This window comes from Pelovirga sp. C15f, from assembly GCF_057178085.1.
The window spans coordinates 69,384-84,996 of sequence record NZ_JBXUCV010000002.1 but is presented as its reverse complement, the minus strand read 5'-3'; the positions used below and the strand labels follow the sequence as shown (position 1 = coordinate 84,996).

At 56.0% G+C, this 15,613-nt stretch carries 13 protein-coding genes; 4 read left to right on the top strand and 9 right to left on the bottom strand.

The genetic code is table 11. The features are described from left to right. Positions 1-2: 2 nt before the first annotated feature. From AC1931_RS05545 to AC1931_RS05510, 8 genes are all read right to left on the bottom strand, one after another. Positions 3-2,585 carry a molybdopterin-dependent oxidoreductase gene (locus AC1931_RS05545; RefSeq protein ID WP_483876251.1) on the bottom strand — a complete coding sequence of 861 codons (2,583 nt, stop codon included), beginning with the start codon at positions 2,583-2,585 and terminating at the stop codon, positions 3-5. Between the two features lie 49 nt (positions 2,586-2,634). Beyond that, positions 2,635-4,662 carry an FAD-dependent oxidoreductase gene (locus AC1931_RS05540; RefSeq protein WP_483876250.1) on the bottom strand — a complete coding sequence of 676 codons (2,028 nt, stop codon included), beginning with the start codon at positions 4,660-4,662 and terminating at the stop codon, positions 2,635-2,637. 231 nt (positions 4,663-4,893) lie between these two features. After that, on the bottom strand, positions 4,894-5,319 hold the full coding sequence (locus AC1931_RS05535) for a hypothetical protein (protein WP_483876249.1): 426 nt from the start codon (positions 5,317-5,319) through the stop codon (positions 4,894-4,896). Positions 5,320-5,352: 33 nt separating this feature from the next. Next, complete coding sequence (gene rpe / locus AC1931_RS05530) at positions 5,353-6,018, bottom strand: ribulose-phosphate 3-epimerase (protein ID WP_483876248.1); 666 nt, start codon at positions 6,016-6,018, stop codon at positions 5,353-5,355. 18 nt (positions 6,019-6,036) lie between these two features. After that, on the bottom strand, positions 6,037-7,395 hold the full coding sequence (gene rsmB / locus AC1931_RS05525) for a 16S rRNA (cytosine(967)-C(5))-methyltransferase RsmB (protein ID WP_483876247.1): 1,359 nt from the start codon (positions 7,393-7,395) through the stop codon (positions 6,037-6,039). Positions 7,396-7,403: 8 nt separating this feature from the next. Then, positions 7,404-8,378: a methionyl-tRNA formyltransferase gene (gene fmt, locus AC1931_RS05520; RefSeq protein ID WP_483876246.1), complete on the bottom strand. Its 975-nt coding sequence runs from the start codon at positions 8,376-8,378 to the stop codon at positions 7,404-7,406. Beyond that, positions 8,368-8,892 (bottom strand): peptide deformylase, encoded by a 525-nt coding sequence (def, locus tag AC1931_RS05515; RefSeq protein ID WP_483876245.1) that lies wholly within the window; start codon positions 8,890-8,892, stop codon positions 8,368-8,370. Before def ends, fmt begins: the two co-directional genes overlap by 11 nt. A 226-nt stretch (positions 8,893-9,118) precedes the next feature. After that, complete coding sequence (locus AC1931_RS05510) at positions 9,119-10,306, bottom strand: pyridoxal-phosphate-dependent aminotransferase family protein (protein ID WP_483876244.1); 1,188 nt, start codon at positions 10,304-10,306, stop codon at positions 9,119-9,121. A 347-nt stretch (positions 10,307-10,653) separates the two neighbouring features. On the opposite strand from AC1931_RS05510, the gene gcvT reads away from it, so the two are divergent. The 4 genes from gcvT (at position 10,654) to gcvPB (ending at position 15,132) form a co-directional block, all read left to right on the top strand. After that, positions 10,654-11,739 (top strand): glycine cleavage system aminomethyltransferase GcvT, encoded by a 1,086-nt coding sequence (gene gcvT, locus AC1931_RS05505; RefSeq protein WP_483876243.1) that lies wholly within the window; start codon positions 10,654-10,656, stop codon positions 11,737-11,739. Between the two features lie 150 nt (positions 11,740-11,889). Continuing rightward, entirely contained in the window at positions 11,890-12,273 is a 384-nt protein-coding gene (gene gcvH, locus AC1931_RS05500) for a glycine cleavage system protein GcvH (RefSeq protein ID WP_483876242.1), read from the top strand. Positions 12,274-12,331: 58 nt separating this feature from the next. Next, positions 12,332-13,678, top strand: coding sequence for an aminomethyl-transferring glycine dehydrogenase subunit GcvPA (gene gcvPA, locus AC1931_RS05495; RefSeq protein WP_483876241.1), 1,347 nt, complete (start codon positions 12,332-12,334; stop codon positions 13,676-13,678). Beyond that, positions 13,675-15,132 (top strand): aminomethyl-transferring glycine dehydrogenase subunit GcvPB, encoded by a 1,458-nt coding sequence (gcvPB, locus tag AC1931_RS05490; RefSeq protein WP_483876240.1) that lies wholly within the window; start codon positions 13,675-13,677, stop codon positions 15,130-15,132. Before gcvPA ends, gcvPB begins: the two co-directional genes overlap by 4 nt. A 148-nt stretch (positions 15,133-15,280) precedes the next feature. Here the strand turns inward: gcvPB and AC1931_RS05485 are convergent, their stop codons facing one another. Next, positions 15,281-15,517, bottom strand: a complete 237-nt coding sequence (locus AC1931_RS05485; RefSeq protein ID WP_483876239.1) for a hypothetical protein — start codon at positions 15,515-15,517, stop codon at positions 15,281-15,283. Between the last annotated feature and the right edge of the window lie 96 nt (positions 15,518-15,613).

The following is a 15,613-nucleotide window of genomic DNA, read 5'->3' as shown; positions in this document are numbered from 1 at the left end:
GATCAGGCCCGTTCAACCTTAACTGGCGTGCGATTATCACCATCGGCCAGCAAGGCAGTGATTCCTGCTGTGCTGAAGTTAGCACCGGCGTAAATCAACCCTGCAGGGACAGCCGGGGAAATCCGTACCCGGGCGATAGTCGAGGCGCCGCCAGCACCTGTTACCTTGAGCTTTTCGCCATCACGAACAGCCATTTCGCCGGCATCTTCCGCGCTGATATTCAGCATAGCTTCCGGTTCCACTTCACAGATCGCCGGAGCGAAGGTCGATGTGGTACCAAAATGAGCCATGGAAGAACTGATCAGCAACTGCAAACCCTTACCTTCGTCCCTGGAGTTGACTAGCTGATAGACCAGGCTTTTGTCAGCTACCTGCCAGGCTTGTTTCAGACTTGAATGCCAGTCTTTGCTGGCAAAACAGATGTCCTGATAAAGATCGGTCAGGGACTGAACCTCCTGAATCACCGCATGCTGGTTATACAGGGTGCTGGAATTCGTCAGACGGCCGATCAGGTCAGCAAAAATTACAGCATCGGCGCGACTTTGTCCCAGCGGATGCAGAGCCTGGTGGACAGGACGAACCGAGTGATCAAGAGAGGTGAAGCTGCCATCCTTTTCTGCAAAGGATGCACCCGGCAGAACGACTTTGGCCAGGCCGCTGACCTGCGAGGGGAAAATATCCTGTACGACCAGTACCTCCACCTGCTGCAGGGCTTTCAACCAGCGCGTCGCATTAGGGAAAGACAAGGGGTTCACGGCAGCGAGATAGAGAAAACGGATGTTGCCTGCCTCGATCTCCTTGAGGATTCCATCGGCATCGAACCCGCCGTCCGGCAGTTTACAGCCCCAGGCCTTTTCAAAAGTTTCTTTCTTTTTACTGTATGATTGATAACCGGGCAGGGATTCGGGATAAACCCCCATATCCAATAGCCCCTGGGTATTGCCTTTCTCATCGATGGGAAAGAGCCCACCCTCATGCCGCAGAGCACCGCAAATAATTGCCAGGTTACTGATCGCTGCCGCCTTCGCGGCTCCATCGACGGACCGGTGAATATCCCCGCCGAACACCACTGCCACATTGGTAGCGTTACCGATCAACCTCGCTGCTTCTTGTAGTTCCTCCGGGCTGATTCCGGTTGTGCTGACGATCTGCGCCAGATCGACCTTGGCCAGATCGGCTTTAAGTTCATCGAAATTTTCGACTGTCAGCTTGAGGCTATCGATATCGACCAGCCCTCCCTCAAACAGCAGTTTTGCCAACCCCTGCGCCAGTTCGATGTCACTACCAGGTCGATAGGTCAATTGGCTGTTGGCAAATGGGGTCAGGTGGATCTTGCGCATATTGGCAATGATCAGCTTGCCATCGCCGCGACGTACGGCATTCTGAATCTGCCAGTCAACAGCCGGGGCCTCTGCGCTCGGGTCAGCACCGAAGACCAGCACCGCGTCGGCCCGTCCAATCACCTCCAGGCGATTACTGGCACCATGCAGGCCGATCCCTTTGTTAAGGGAGCGCAATGACCGCAATGCACCAAAACGGGCTTCTGAGTCAATATTGTTGCTGCCGATAGCGGCTCGGAACATTTTCTGGAACAGGTAGTTTTCTTCATTACTCAGGCGTGGCGAAGAAAGTCCGGCAAGCGCTGCGGCGCCATGCTCTTTTTTGATTCGTGTGATTTCTCTGACCAGGTAGTCCAGAGCACGATCCCAGGAGACCTCCTGATCGCCAATCCGCGGCGTGGTCAGGCGTTTACCGCTGTTGACGTAGCCGTAACCAAAAAAACCACCGATACACAGAGTCCCCTGATTGCTGGTGGTGTCATCATCGGAGGTAATCCGGTAAATTTCATTGTTTTTGACATGGATATCGATCTGACACTGGCTCGGACACAGGGTGCAGATCGATTTTGTTTTGCGCAGCTCCCACGGCCGCGCTTTGAACTTGAACGGTTTGGAGATCATCGTCCCGGTCGGGCAGACCGACACACAGTTACCGCAATAAATACAGTTTTCGACGCGCTTGTCGATATAGGCACGGTCACCCTTGTCGTTGACAAACAGGGCGTCAGCACCGATCACCTCATGGCAGACCTTGACGCACTTTTCACACATGATACAGCGCGAGGGAACCTGCTGAATCAGCGGCCAACGGTCGATGGTCGGCGGATTGACATCCTCCGACTCAAAATGCTGACGATTGACTCCCAGCTCAAAGCAGGTGTCCTGCAGATCACACTCACCGCCGGCATCACAGACCGGACAGTCGAGGGGATGGTTAAGGAGGATCAGTTCCATGATCTGCTTACGAGTTTTCGTCAGAGCTTCTGACCTGGTAGTGACGACAATCCCTTCCTTGACCGGGGTATTACAGGCGGTCATGGGACGATCGACTCCGGCAATTTCTACCGCACAGATACGGCAAGCACCCGTGGTTGAAATTTTTTTCAGCCAGCACAGGGTTGGAATATGAATGTTCAGTTGGCGCGCAGCCTCAAGAATAGTTGAGCCTTTGGGGACGCTTGTCGCCTTGCCGTCTATCGTCAGGTTGACCATATTGTGTTCACCTCGAATACTGGCGGACTTCATTTACGGCGCGTCATTACAGACACCGCCGCACCCAGCCATTGTGTGTTTTTTATTGAATTGCAATCATTGAGACCCGGTAACAGCGCAGGCAGCGTTCTGCTTCCTGTACCGCCACGGTGTCCGTGTAGCCAAGTTCAACCTCGTTGTAGTTCCCTTTGGCTGCCCGCTCGGCTCCATGAATTTCAACCTGATGAAAACGATCAACAGCATCAAGCCAGGAAACTTTTTCGTTTTTATCGTAAACACCCAGGTTTGACAGGATATCCTCGTGAAAATCCTCATCCGTCAGATAGGCTTCCCCTTCCTCGAGCCAGCGTTCTATCACCTTGGCTGCACGATGAGCATTGCCCACACAGGCGACAACGGTTAAAGGCCCGATTTCCGCATCGCCGGACGCGAAGACACCGTCCATATCGGTGAGCAGAATCCGTGACAGGGGGTTGCCCATGGGATCGTTCAAATCACGACCTTCAGCATTTTTCAGAGGAACATACTTGGTCACCACGGTGTTCCACTTGGTGATGCCGATACCGGTGTCATCGGTGATAAATGAAAGCTCAGGATCCTGGCCAATAGCCGGGATCAGGGTGTCGCATTCAACAACAAACTCGCTGCCTTCAATCGGCTGCGGGCGCCGGCGTCCGGAGTCATCCGGCTCTCCCAGCTCCATGCGTACACATTCAACCCCGATGACCTTGCGCTGATCATCAACAACGATCTTTTTCGGCAGGATCAGAAACTCAAACTGCACCCCTTCTTCCTCGGCGCCATCAATCTCCCATGAATCGGCGGGCATTTCTTTACGCGTCCGGCGGTAAAGAAGAATGGCATCATCCGCACCCTCGCGCAGGGCCACCCGGACGCAGTCAATCGCAGTGTTGCCGCCACCGACAACACAGACCTTCTTCCCCATGCCCGTCGGTTTGCCCATATAAGCTTCACGCAGAAATTCAATACCGCCGGCCAGAAAGCCCTGATAGCCTTCTTTTTCCCCTTCAACACCCATCGGTTTTGATTTGTGGGCGCCGGGAGCCAGTAACACCGCGTCGAACTTTTCTTTAAGTTCCATCAGGCTGATGTCGCGGCCGACATGGGTATCGTAGATGATCTGCACACCCATAGAGCAGATAATATCGATATCGCGCTGGAGGATGTGGCGCGGCATCCGGTAAGCCGGGATCCCGACGGCAATCATGCCGCCACCAAAACCTTCGGGCAGGGATTCGTAGATGGTGCAGGGATAACCTTCCATGGCCAGATAATAGGCAGCAGCAAGACCGGCCGGACCGGCACCGACAATAGCAATCTTTTTACTTTTACGTGGTTTAGGCTGCATCGATGGCTGCTGGTTGTGTTGCCATTCATAATCAGATGCCGTGCGCTTGAGCACCATGATATTGACCGGGTTATCGACATTGGCTCGACGACAAGCGGTTTCGCAAGGGTGGGGACAGACGCGCCCACAGACTGCCGGCAGGGGCATGCTCTCACGAATCACCTCGAGGGCTTCGCCGAACTGGCGATCCTTGATCGCTTCAATATAGGCAGGGATGTCGATGTGAGCCGGACACTTGTCCTGACAGGGTGCCGTCAGTTTGACTTTGTAATCAACCGCCGCTGCTGTACGCGGGGTGCCATTGATGTAAGCGAGATAATCTTCGCGGAAATGCTTGACCGTATCAACAATGGGAACGGCTGAGCTGGGGCACAGGGTACATTTGCAGTTCTGCAACAGTTCGGCAATCTGCTCGATGGTTTCCAGATCACTTTCCTGCCCTTTGCCTGAAACAATCCGCGCCATGGTGTCCTGCATCACGCGGGTCCCTTTTTTACCGGGTGAGCACTTGGCACAGCAGAAATCTTCCTGCACCCGGCGGGCATATTCTGCCGCCATGGCGACAACATCAACGCCAGGGTCATTGAGAATCAAGCCGTCCCAGCCCATAAAGGCGGCAATTTCTTTCTGGCCATCAAAGGTTACCGGAAGTTTCTTTTTGGCGACCGGTACTTCGGCATCGCCGCCCTGGCGATTATCAACAACCTGTCTCCCCCAGCTGGAAAATGCAACTTTCGACAAACCGGCCTCCTTTGACCTGCTTCGACCTTCCGCAAAGAAGGAAAGCCGAGAACCCCGTAAATAGGGAGAAAAGCCAGAATTTCTGGCAATTTTTAACGCACTGGATCGTATACAGTATGCAGGTAGATAACACAAACCAGGGTTTTAAATCAAGCCAATTTTCCCGGAAAAAGGCAGGGAAACCAGCACAAAGACAAACAAAAACAGATTGTTGGAATTGACGATGAAGGCCTACCGGTTCCACGGCAACAGTGGTGGCGGGTTGCTGATCAACCACACCGCTTCAGCAGCAAAACGACCCGGCTGCTTCTGCCACTGTTGTACCCAGGTCCAGCGCTCAACCCGGCTTGAAGGGAGGCGATAATATTCCAGCTGATAGACGACCTCGGCATCACCATCGATCGACCCGGGATGGATATTCCGGACCTGGTTGTCCACCACGAACAGATCAGGATCTTCCTTGAACTGCTCGAGAAACGCCGGGCGCTGCTGTGCCGCGACATACATGGCGGCCCCGTACCAGTCCTTCCAGCGCATGGCTTCAGTGAAACGCTCAGCGGTCTGCGGCAGGTTGGCCGTCTCGCCGCCGGTCAGGACCGCACAACCGGACAACAAGAGACAAGCAAGAGTGAATATCAACAGCAACAACTGGCGCATGAGGGACTCCCATTGATATTTCAACAGATTAGATCAGCCCCGTGCGGCGCAGGCGTTGGAACGTAACTGCTGAATCGTTGCGGCGTAGTCACTGGCACCAAAAACCGCGCTGCCGGCGACGAAAACATCCGCGCCGGCGGCAGCAATACGTTCGATGTTATCGATCTTGACACCGCCATCAACCTCAAGCTCAATCGGCTTGCCCAGCTGATCGATGCGTTGGCGCAGTTGCTCAATCTTCGGCAGACAGCTCTCTATAAACGACTGACCGCCAAAGCCTGGATTAACCGTCATCAGCAGCACCAGATCAAGATCCGGCAGAATCATATCGATGGTTGTCAGGGAAGTCGCAGGATTGAGTGAGACCCCCGCTTTTTTGCCCAGTGAGCGGATCAATTGGATGGTGCGGTGCAGATGGGTCGTCGCTTCGACGTGCACCACGATCAGGTCGGCGCCGGCCCCGGCAAAGTCACCGACATAGCGATCCGGATGCTCAATCATCAGATGGACATCAAGGGGCAGGTCGGTAACCCGCCGTACCGCGTCGACCACCAGCGGACCGATGGTGATATTGGGGACAAAATGACCATCCATAACATCGATGTGAACATAATCGGCACCCGCCTGGTCAATAGCACGGATTTCATCACCAAGGCGGGAAAAGTCGGCAGACAGGATCGAGGGGGCAATTTTCATCATGGCACCATCCTTGTTATATTACTCTATACGGCGCAAACGCGCGGCAAAAAAAGCATCCATCCCCCCATGACGATGGGGGTAGGTGCGCATTGTTCCGGCCGGAGTGAACAGGGAAGCCCAGTGCGGCGGCGACTGTTCAGTCAACGGGTCGAGGATGAAGGTCGGGTGTTCAGCGAGAAACTGATCGATCACACCATCGGACTCTGTCTGGCTGAAACTGCAGACCGAATACAGCAACAGACCACCGGGTCGTACCAACCTGGCAGTCCGGGCGAGCAGGCGCTGCTGCAACGCAGCCAGTTGGCGCAAATCGGCAGCCGTCTTGTTCCAGCGCCCTTCCGGGTTGCGGCGCAGCACGCCAATACCACTGCAGGGAGCATCGAGAAGCACGCGATCAAAGCTTTCCGGCATGAGAAAATCAGCCGGGGCGGTCATGTCCCAGGCGTGAGTACTGATATGACTGCACCCTAGGCGCTGCGCCCCCTGCTCAATCAGTTCGACCCGCTGCGGCGATTTATCGATGGCGACAATCTCCGCCTGATTCCCCGTCAGTGCTGCCAGATGGGTGGTTTTGCCACCGGGCGCGGCACAGACATCGAGAATGCGCTGACCGGGGCGGACAGCGAGCAGGTGGGCTATCAGCATACTGGCTTCATCCTGAACCTGATAGAGCCCCTCGTTGTCCCCCGGCAGTCGCTGTTCACCGCGGCGCTCCAGCACCACCCCTTCCGGCGCAAAGGGGCAGGGACTCGCCTCGTGACCGGCAGCGCCGAGCAGGTCGAGAAAACGGTCGCGGTCGGTTTTGAGGGTATTGACGCGGACGCTCTGGCGCGGTGGTTGGGCCAGGGTTTCACCGAGGGCGCGCGCCTGCTCATTGGGCAAGAGCCGCATCACCTCTTTTGCCAGCCAGGTCGGCAGGCTGCAGACCCGCTCCAGGTAGGGACGAATTTGTTGTGGCTGAGGCCAGGGGATGTCGTCGCGGCCACGATCAAGGGCGCGCAGCACGCCATTGATGATGCCGGTGAGACCGGCCAGTCCAAGCTTGCGCGCCAGCTCAACGGTGGCATCTACTGCCGCATGGGATGGCACCCGGTCCATCTCCAGCAACTGATACGCACCGATCCGCAACAACCACTGGGCTTCAAGCTGCAAGCGCGGCAAGGGCTGGTTACAGAAACAACCGAGGGCAAAATCGATGCGTCCACGTAAACGCAATACGCCATACACCAGCTCGGTGACAAAACGCCGGTCGCGCTGGTCAAGAGCACAGCGCCTCAGCTCACTATCAAGGGCAAGATCCGAGTAGGCACCATCGGCTACGCGCAGCAATACGGTATAGGCCAGATGACGGGCGTCCTGTTGAGTGATAGGTATCAAGGGGAGGGTTATCCTTCAGTGTCATCAACGGCAGGGGCCGGTGACTCCAGACGGGTACCGACCGGCAACGGACAGCCACTGAGGAACTCACGCGCCGCCAGGCGTTTTTTCCCCGGCAACTGCAATTCACCAATCAACAGCGCGCCCTGTCCGCAGGCAACCCGAACTCCACCACCATCAGCACTTAAAATCTCGCCCGGCGAACCTTCTGCCTCTTCATCTACCCAGGTAGCGGCAATTTTGAGGAGCTGACCACCCATATAGCTATAGGCACCGGGCCAGGGATCGAGGCCGCGCACCTGGTTGTGAATCTGGCGGGCACTGCGGCGCCAGTCGATGAGGCCATCTTCCTTGCTCATCATCGGTGCGTAGGTACTTAATGCATCGTCCTGCTGTTGCGGGACCAACTGACCGGAACAAATCAGTTGCAGGGTTTCTGCCAGCGCCTCACGCCCGAGAAGGGCGAGGCGGTCATGGACCTCCCCGGCAGTTTCATCAGGACCAATGGGCGTACTGCGTTTGACCAGCATGGCACCGGTATCCAGCCCCACATCCATCAGCATGGTGGTCACCCCGGTCTCACTTTCACCATCGACAATCGCCTTATTGATCGGCGCGGCACCTCGATATTTGGGCAACAGCGAGGCGTGCACATTGATGCACTTAAAACGCGGAATTTCGAGTACCGACCTGGGCAGAATCTGACCATAAGCGACGACGACAATCAGATCAGGGGCCAGCCGGCGCAATTCCTCCACCGCCTCGGGTTTGCGCAGACGCTCGGGCTGAAAAATCGGCAACTGATGCGCCAGGGCAAGTTCCTTGACCGGCGATGCCGCAAGTTTCCGGCCTCGCCCTTTGGGGCGATCGGGCTGAGTATAAACCGCGATCAGATTGACGCCGGCGTCCAGCAGCCCCTGCAACGTCGGCAGGGCAAATTCCGGGGTTCCCATGAAAACGGTACGAATCTGCTCAGGCTTCATGCTCGACTTCCCGCTCCTGGAGCATCTTCAGATATTTTTTCTTGAAAATCGAGCGCTTCAGTGGTGACAAGCGGTCGACAAAAAGGATACCGTCCAGATGATCGATTTCGTGTTGAATCCCAACCGCCAGCAGCCCATCAGCATGACGCTCATGAACCTGCCCGGTCGGGTCCTGGTAACGCAGGGTCACCTCCTGATGACGTTTAACCGCAGTACAGAAACCGGGAACCGACAGACACCCTTCTTCTTCATATGATTCCCCTGCGGCAGCGATAATTTCCGGATTGGCGGCTACTATCAGATCGGCCGGCTCGTCGGAGCCGGAGCAGTCCAGCACAACCAGGCGCAGCAGTTCCCCGACCTGGGGCGCCGCCAGCCCAACACCGGGGGCGTCGTACATGGTTTCGACCATGTCCTGTGCCAGCTGTGCCAACCGCTGATCAAAAACCGTGACCGGCGCTGATTTTTTTTTCAGCAGGGGTTCGGGATAATGAAGTATCTCGCGAATTGCCATCGTTGTTCCTCCATCCGGCACAGATGCCGGAAGTTGTTGATTCGTATGCCGCGTTGCTTAACTTGCCACGGCCCTTGCATAACCTCTGATTCTAGAGACATGTGGCGGCGGGGTCAACAGCAATGGCAGCAAGACACAAGTGTTAGTGATTGCCGCCTGTAAAAGATCACGGGCGGCAGAATTTTTCCTGCCGCCCGTGTGAAATGACTGACCTGCAATAAAAAACTCAGGGACGGGTTGAATAGTAGTCCATCGCCGCTTTGATTCCGGCGCCTTGATTGATATCAGCTCCCATATAGCCGAGAACTGCATCCATTGCCCCCAGACAGTAAAGAACATTTTTCTGATTGCAGCCATGCCCCATCAGCCCGATCCGCCAGACCTTACCGGCCAGGACACCCAGACCGGCACCGATTTCCAGCTGATATTCCTGCAATAATCTGGTCCTGACGGCGGCATCATCCGCACCGGCTGGAAGGGCTACCGCGTTCAATTGCGGCAATCGTTCATTTTCTGCAACCAGAAAGTCCAGGCCCATGGCTTCAAACCCGGCTCGCAGTGCCTGGTGGTGATACTGATGACGTTGCCAGGCATGTTCAATTCCCTCTTCACGCAGGATCAGCAGGGCCTCGTGGAGACTGTAGAGGGCATTGACCGGTGCAGTGTGATGGTAAGCGCGTTTTGTCCCTTGTCCCCAGTAACCCATCACCAGGCTGAGATCAAGGAACCAGCTTTGTACCGGCTGCTTGCGGCGGGTGATTTTTTCCTGCGCGGCGACACTGAAACTCACCGGTGAAAGACCGGGAACGCAGGAAAGACACTTTTGCGACCCGGAGTAAACCGCATCAATGCCCCATTCATCGACCAGCACCGGAACACCCCCCAGGGCCGTCACCGTATCGACGATGGTCAGGCAGCCGTGTTGACGTGCCAGGGCGGTCAGGGTCGACGCATCGGAAAGCACTCCGGTAGAGGTTTCGGCCTGGACGAAGGCAACAATCCCGGCATCTGGGTTGGCTTTGAGGGCCGCCTCAAGCTTGTTGGCATCAACCGCTTTTCCCCATTCGTCGTCAACCGCGATAACTGTCCCGCCGGCACGAACGACGTTCTCTTTCATCCTGCCGCCAAACACCCCGTTCTGACAGACGATCACCTTGTCACCGGGCTCAACCAGGTTGACGAAGCAGCATTCCATCCCCGCTGAACCCGGAGCAGAAACCGGCATGGTCAAGGCATTTTCGGTTTTGAAAACATACTGGATGAGTTCTTTGAGCTCATCCATCAGATCAATAAAGCGAGGATCAAGATGACCAATGGTCGGCCGCGCCAAAGCCTCAAGAACTCGCGGACTGACATCGGAGGGACCGGGGCCCATGAGGGTTCGCTGGGGGGGATAAAAGGTTGTGATATGCATATGCTCTCCTTTTTCACAAAAGCTGACAGCCAACAGCTAAAATCAATCCAAAAAAACTACGTCAGCCGGCCACAGGCAGATATCGATTAACCCGCATGCGCTCATCGCGGGAGCCGCTTGCCGCACTCGTCCGCTCAGCCATCAGGCCACAACTGAAAGCCTTGGATTCATAGAGTAAAAGTCCAAATGGATTAACCGGAGCCTATACTGATCCAGTTGCTTGCTACAAGTCAAAGGTTATCAATGGCGTTAAAAATCTCCATATTTTCTGCACCGCAGGTTCTGCCATATACTTGTGGGGCTACTTTTGCTAAAAGAGAACTTTCAAGTGATCAAAGGAGACAATTATGAAAAAAACCCCCCTGAATTCTCAGCACCACCAACTAAAGGCACGGATGGTCGATTTTGGTGGCTGGGAGATGCCGGTTCAATACAGCGGAGTGATCGCCGAGCATCAGGCAGTCAGATCGACGGCGGGGCTGTTTGATGTGTCGCACATGGGGGAGATCGACGTCAGAGGGAGCAGCGCCCAGGAGTTTCTTCAGGATGTCACCATCAACGATCTGACCAAACTCACCAACGGCCAGGTGCAGTACAACGCCCTGTGCTATGAACATGGGGGGGTGGTCGATGATCTGACCCTCTATCGCATCTCTTCGGAGCACTTTATGCTCTGTGTCAACGCTGCCAACATCAACAAAGATCTGGCCTGGCTGCAATCCCTGGCCGCTACGGGCCACTACACAGACCTGACCCTCTCCGACTGCAGCGACAACTATGGACTGCTGGCCCTGCAGGGGCCGCTTGCCCAGCCGATTCTCGCCTTACTGACCTCAGTAAACCTTGATGGGTTGGCTTATTATTACTTCAGGCCGGGAACGGTTGCCGGCATCGACCTGCTGATTTCTCGTACCGGCTATACCGGAGAAGACGGCTTTGAGCTCTATTGCCCGGCAGATTCTACCGAGAAACTTTGGCAAGAACTGTTGCGAGTCGGCACCCCCCTCGGACTGCTCCCCTGCGGACTCGGTGCCCGCGATACCCTGCGGCTGGAAAAAGCCTATGCCCTTTACGGCCATGAAATATCTGAAGATATTTTACCCCTGGAAGCGCGTCTGGGGTGGATCACCAAACTCGAAAAAGGGGATTTTGTCGGCCGGTCGGCACTGCTTAAGGCCCGCCAACTCGGCATCCCGCGTCAGTTGATCGGTCTTAAGCTGACCGTGCCCGGCGTTCCGCGCCAGGGGTATCCGGTGGTATGTGACGGTCGCCCGGTCGGACACGTCACCAGCGGTACCAGTTCGCCGACATTAAAGCAAGGAATCGCTCTTGCTCTGGTCGACCGCAAGGCTGTGGCAAGTGGAAAGTCGTGGCAGATTGAGATTCGCCGGAGCGCCAAGGATGCCGAAAAGGTTTCCTTGCCTTTTGTGTAAATAAGCATCTGTTCAGCGCCGGATCGGTGATCCTGTGACAAGAATTAAGCTGAATAGTTACCTGAAACAGAACATACGGATATAATGGAAGTCGACCAGAGCAACAATCAGATATCCCGTCAGGGACTGATTTCACCCAAGGAGGAGATAATGGATTTTCCCGAGGAATTGAAATACACCGAAGAGCATGAGTGGGTCGCCATTGAAGAGGACATCGCCACCATCGGCATCAGCGACTTTGCCCAGAGCCAGCTAGGGGATGTGGTCTTCGTCGAATTGCCGGAAGTTGGTGACGAACTCGAGGCCGGCAAACCCTTTGGGGTCGTCGAGTCGGTCAAGGCCGTCTCCGATGTCTATTCCCCGCTAAGTGGTGAGGTCGTTGAAATCAATGAGGAATTACCCGATGCCCCGGAAACCCTCAACACCTCGCCCTACGAAGACGGCTGGCTGATCAAGATCCGCCTGAGTGATCCGCAGGAGCTGGATGACCTGCTGGATGTCGCCGCCTACCAGGAGTTGGTTGCTGACGAGTGATGTCTCGTATCCTGTCAGCCGCCACAAAATCCCCGCAGTGCCGGCCACAAGGAGTGTTATGCGTTATTTGCCCCATACCGATGCTGATATAAAACAGATGCTGGCCACGATCGGCGTTGCCGATACGGATGCCCTTTTTTCCGGCATCCCGGCCGCCTGTCGGCTGTCCGGCCCCATGGAGCTGCCGCCGGGGCTGGCGGAGACCGATATATTAAAGGAATTACGCCGACTGGCGGCGAAAAACGCCCAGGTCGCCGACTGGAACTCCTTTTTGGGGGGCGGAGCTTACAATCATTTCATTCCGGCAGTGGTCGACCACCTGATCAGCCGCAGTGAATTCTATACCGCCTACACTCCCTATCAGCCGGAAATCAGCCAGGGAACCCTGCAGGGGATCTTTGAATTCCAGACCATGATCTGCCAGTTGACCGGCATGGATATGGCTAACGCCTCCATGTACGACGGCGCCTCGGCCTGTGCCGAAGCAGTGCTGCTGGCGGTCAGGGCGGCAAAAAAACGCAGTCGCGTGCTGATCTCTTCAGCTTTGCATCCCCACTACCGGCAGACCATTGCCACCTACTGTCGCTATCTCGACGTCGAGTTGATCGATGTCGGAACCGTTAACGGGGTGACGCCGCTGGCGCAGATCGCACCGCTCCTTGATGAGCGCGTCGCCGCCCTGGTAGTCGGCTACCCTAACTATTTCGGCTGCATGGAACCGCTTTCCGAGCTGGCTGCCGGCGTCCATGCCGTTGATGCCCGACTGATTACCGCCGTTGCCGAACCCCTCGCCCTGGCTCTGTACAAATCCCCCGGCGAACTGGGCGCCGATATTGTTGTCGGCGAGGGGCAGAGCTTCGGACTCCCCCTGTCCTACGGTGGCCCGGGCATCGGTTTCTTTGCCGTGGGCGAAAAGGATATGCGCCTGCTCCCCGGACGTCTGGTAGGAGAGACCCTTGATCTCGACGGCAAGCGTAGTTTTGTGCTGACCCTGGCCACCCGTGAGCAACATATCCGCCGTGAAAAGGCCACTTCAAACATCTGCTCCAATCAGGGCATGTGCGCCCTGATGGTTTCCATCTACCTGGCGCTCCACGGCAAGCAGGGACTACGCAAGCTGGCTGAAATCAATTACGCCCGTAGCAATTGGCTGCGTGAACAGATCGCCCATCTTGATGGTTTTTCCCTGCCTTTTAACGCGCCGATGTTCAACGAGTTCGTCATCACCTGCCCGGAGCCGGTTGCCGACCTCAAAAAACGCCTGGAACAACAGAAGATTCTTGCCGGGGTGGCCATTGGCCGCGATTACCCCGACTTCGAAAACGGGCTATTGATCTGCGTCACTGAACAGAACAGCAAGCAACAGATGGAACAACTGGTAACCGCCCTGGCAGGAGGAAAATGATGATATCAACCGATTCCCGTGGTCTGGTTCTCGACGAGCCCCTGTTGTTCGAACAGTCGCAGCCGGGACGCATTGGCTACAGCCTTCCCGATGCTGATGTCGCGCCGGTGTTGCCTGGCGCCGAACTGCTGCGTGATGAGATCGCCGGCTTCCCTGAGTTGTCGGAAGTCGATGTTATCCGTCACTATACGCGTCTTTCAACCTGGAACTACGGTGTTGACAGCGGTTTTTACCCCCTGGGCAGTTGCACCATGAAGTACAATCCCAAGATCAACGAGGTCGCGGCGCGGTTGCCCGGTTTCGCAGAAATCCACCCCCAGACGCCGGAGGCCCTGAATCAGGGGGCGCTGGAACTCATGTACCGGCTCGAAAAGGCGTTGGCTGAAGTCTCCGGTTTTCCCGCCATCTGCCTGCAGCCGGCAGCCGGAGCCCAGGGGGAACTGACCGGGATGCTGATGATCCGCGCCTGGCATGACGCGCGAGGAAGCAAGCGTACCAAGGTCATTATCCCCGATACCGCCCACGGCACCAATCCCGCCACGGCGGCGCTCTGCGGTTACGAGGTCGTGCCGGTAACATCCGCCGGCATCCTCAACCGCGACGCTGTCGCCGCCGTCATGTCCGACGCGGTGGCCGCCCTGATGATCACCAACCCCAACACTCTGGGGCTGTTCGAGGCGGATATCCGGGCCATTTGTGATCTGGTTCATGAGCGCGGGGGTTTGGTCTATTGTGACGGGGCCAACTTGAATGCCCTGATGGGAATCAGCCGTCCCGGAGATCTCGGTATCGATGTCATGCACTTTAACCTGCACAAAACCTTTTCCACTCCCCATGGTGGCGGCGGACCCGGCGCCGGCCCCATCGGTGTTGATGAAAAATTGATTCCCTATTTACCCCTGCCCGTCATCCTCAAAAAAAATGAGAATTATTGTTTCGACTATGAGCGTCCCCAGTCGATTGGCCGGGTAAAATCATTCTATGGTCATTTCGGTATCCTGGTGCGCGCCTACAGCTATATTCTTGCCATGGGCGGCGACGGACTGAAAAAAGCGACGGAACTGGCAGTTCTCAACGCCAACTACATCCGCGCCCGACTGGAAGGTGTTTACGCCCTGCCCTACAAGGAACGCTCGCTGCATGAGGTGGTATTTTCGGAGGAGAACCTGGGGGGTGGCTGCCGTACCCTCGACGTCGCCAAGCGCCTGATCGATTACGGTTTTCATCCGCCGACCATCTACTTCCCCCTGGTGGTCGCCGGGGCCCTGATGGTCGAACCGACGGAGACCGAAAGCAAACAGATGATTGATGATTTCTGTGACGCCATGCTCGCCATCGCCACCGAAGCCAAACAGGCTCCGGACAAACTCAAACAGGCTCCAACCCGCGCCCGTCGTCGCCGCCTCGACGAAGCAACGGCGGCCCGCAAACCGCGGCTACGTTGGCAGCCTTAAAGCAGTTATCCACGGAAAACACCAAAAGACACGGAAGGCAAGCTGTTATTATAGTAAAAACATCCATCACCAAACCGGTTAAACCATGAAGTTGTTTATCTTTATGGTTTTGTTCGTGTTTTCCGTGGACCTAAAAGGGTACTTCCGATCAATTGGGCTTTGCCGACCCGTCAACCACCACCCCTGCCTGCTTGGCCTTGATCTGCTCTTCGAGCTGTTGCAGGGCGTTGTTCAGACCGTTGACAAAGCTCGGAGCTGATGCCGCCGGAACGATCAAGGTTGCCACTTCAACCGGCTCATTATCGGGACCATTCTGCGCCAGCTTGACGCGCAGGTTGCCGTTAGAAAGGGATACGCTGGTAAATCCATCGGTAAAAATGTGCATGGGAACTCTCCTGGTCAATAGTCATGAAAAAAATAATGGCGGTCAATCATCAGCGCCTGAAAATTGACAGTCATATTGACCTCTGTCAACTGAAAC

Coding starts and splice junctions, on each gene's coding strand:
- AC1931_RS05510 (WP_483876244.1), bottom strand. CDS start 10,306: ATGCATATCACAACCTTTTATCCCCCCCAGCGAACCCTCATGGGCCCC.
- gcvH (WP_483876242.1), top strand. CDS start 11,890: ATGGATTTTCCCGAGGAATTGAAATACACCGAAGAGCATGAGTGGGTC.
- rpe (WP_483876248.1), bottom strand. CDS start 6,018: ATGATGAAAATTGCCCCCTCGATCCTGTCTGCCGACTTTTCCCGCCTT.
- gcvPB (WP_483876240.1), top strand. CDS start 13,675: ATGATGATATCAACCGATTCCCGTGGTCTGGTTCTCGACGAGCCCCTG.
- AC1931_RS05485 (WP_483876239.1), bottom strand. CDS start 15,517: ATGCACATTTTTACCGATGGATTTACCAGCGTATCCCTTTCTAACGGC.
- fmt (WP_483876246.1), bottom strand. CDS start 8,378: ATGAAGCCTGAGCAGATTCGTACCGTTTTCATGGGAACCCCGGAATTT.
- def (WP_483876245.1), bottom strand. CDS start 8,892: ATGGCAATTCGCGAGATACTTCATTATCCCGAACCCCTGCTGAAAAAA.
- gcvPA (WP_483876241.1), top strand. CDS start 12,332: ATGCGTTATTTGCCCCATACCGATGCTGATATAAAACAGATGCTGGCC.
- AC1931_RS05535 (WP_483876249.1), bottom strand. CDS start 5,319: ATGCGCCAGTTGTTGCTGTTGATATTCACTCTTGCTTGTCTCTTGTTG.
- AC1931_RS05545 (WP_483876251.1), bottom strand. CDS start 2,585: ATGAAGTCCGCCAGTATTCGAGGTGAACACAATATGGTCAACCTGACG.
- gcvT (WP_483876243.1), top strand. CDS start 10,654: ATGAAAAAAACCCCCCTGAATTCTCAGCACCACCAACTAAAGGCACGG.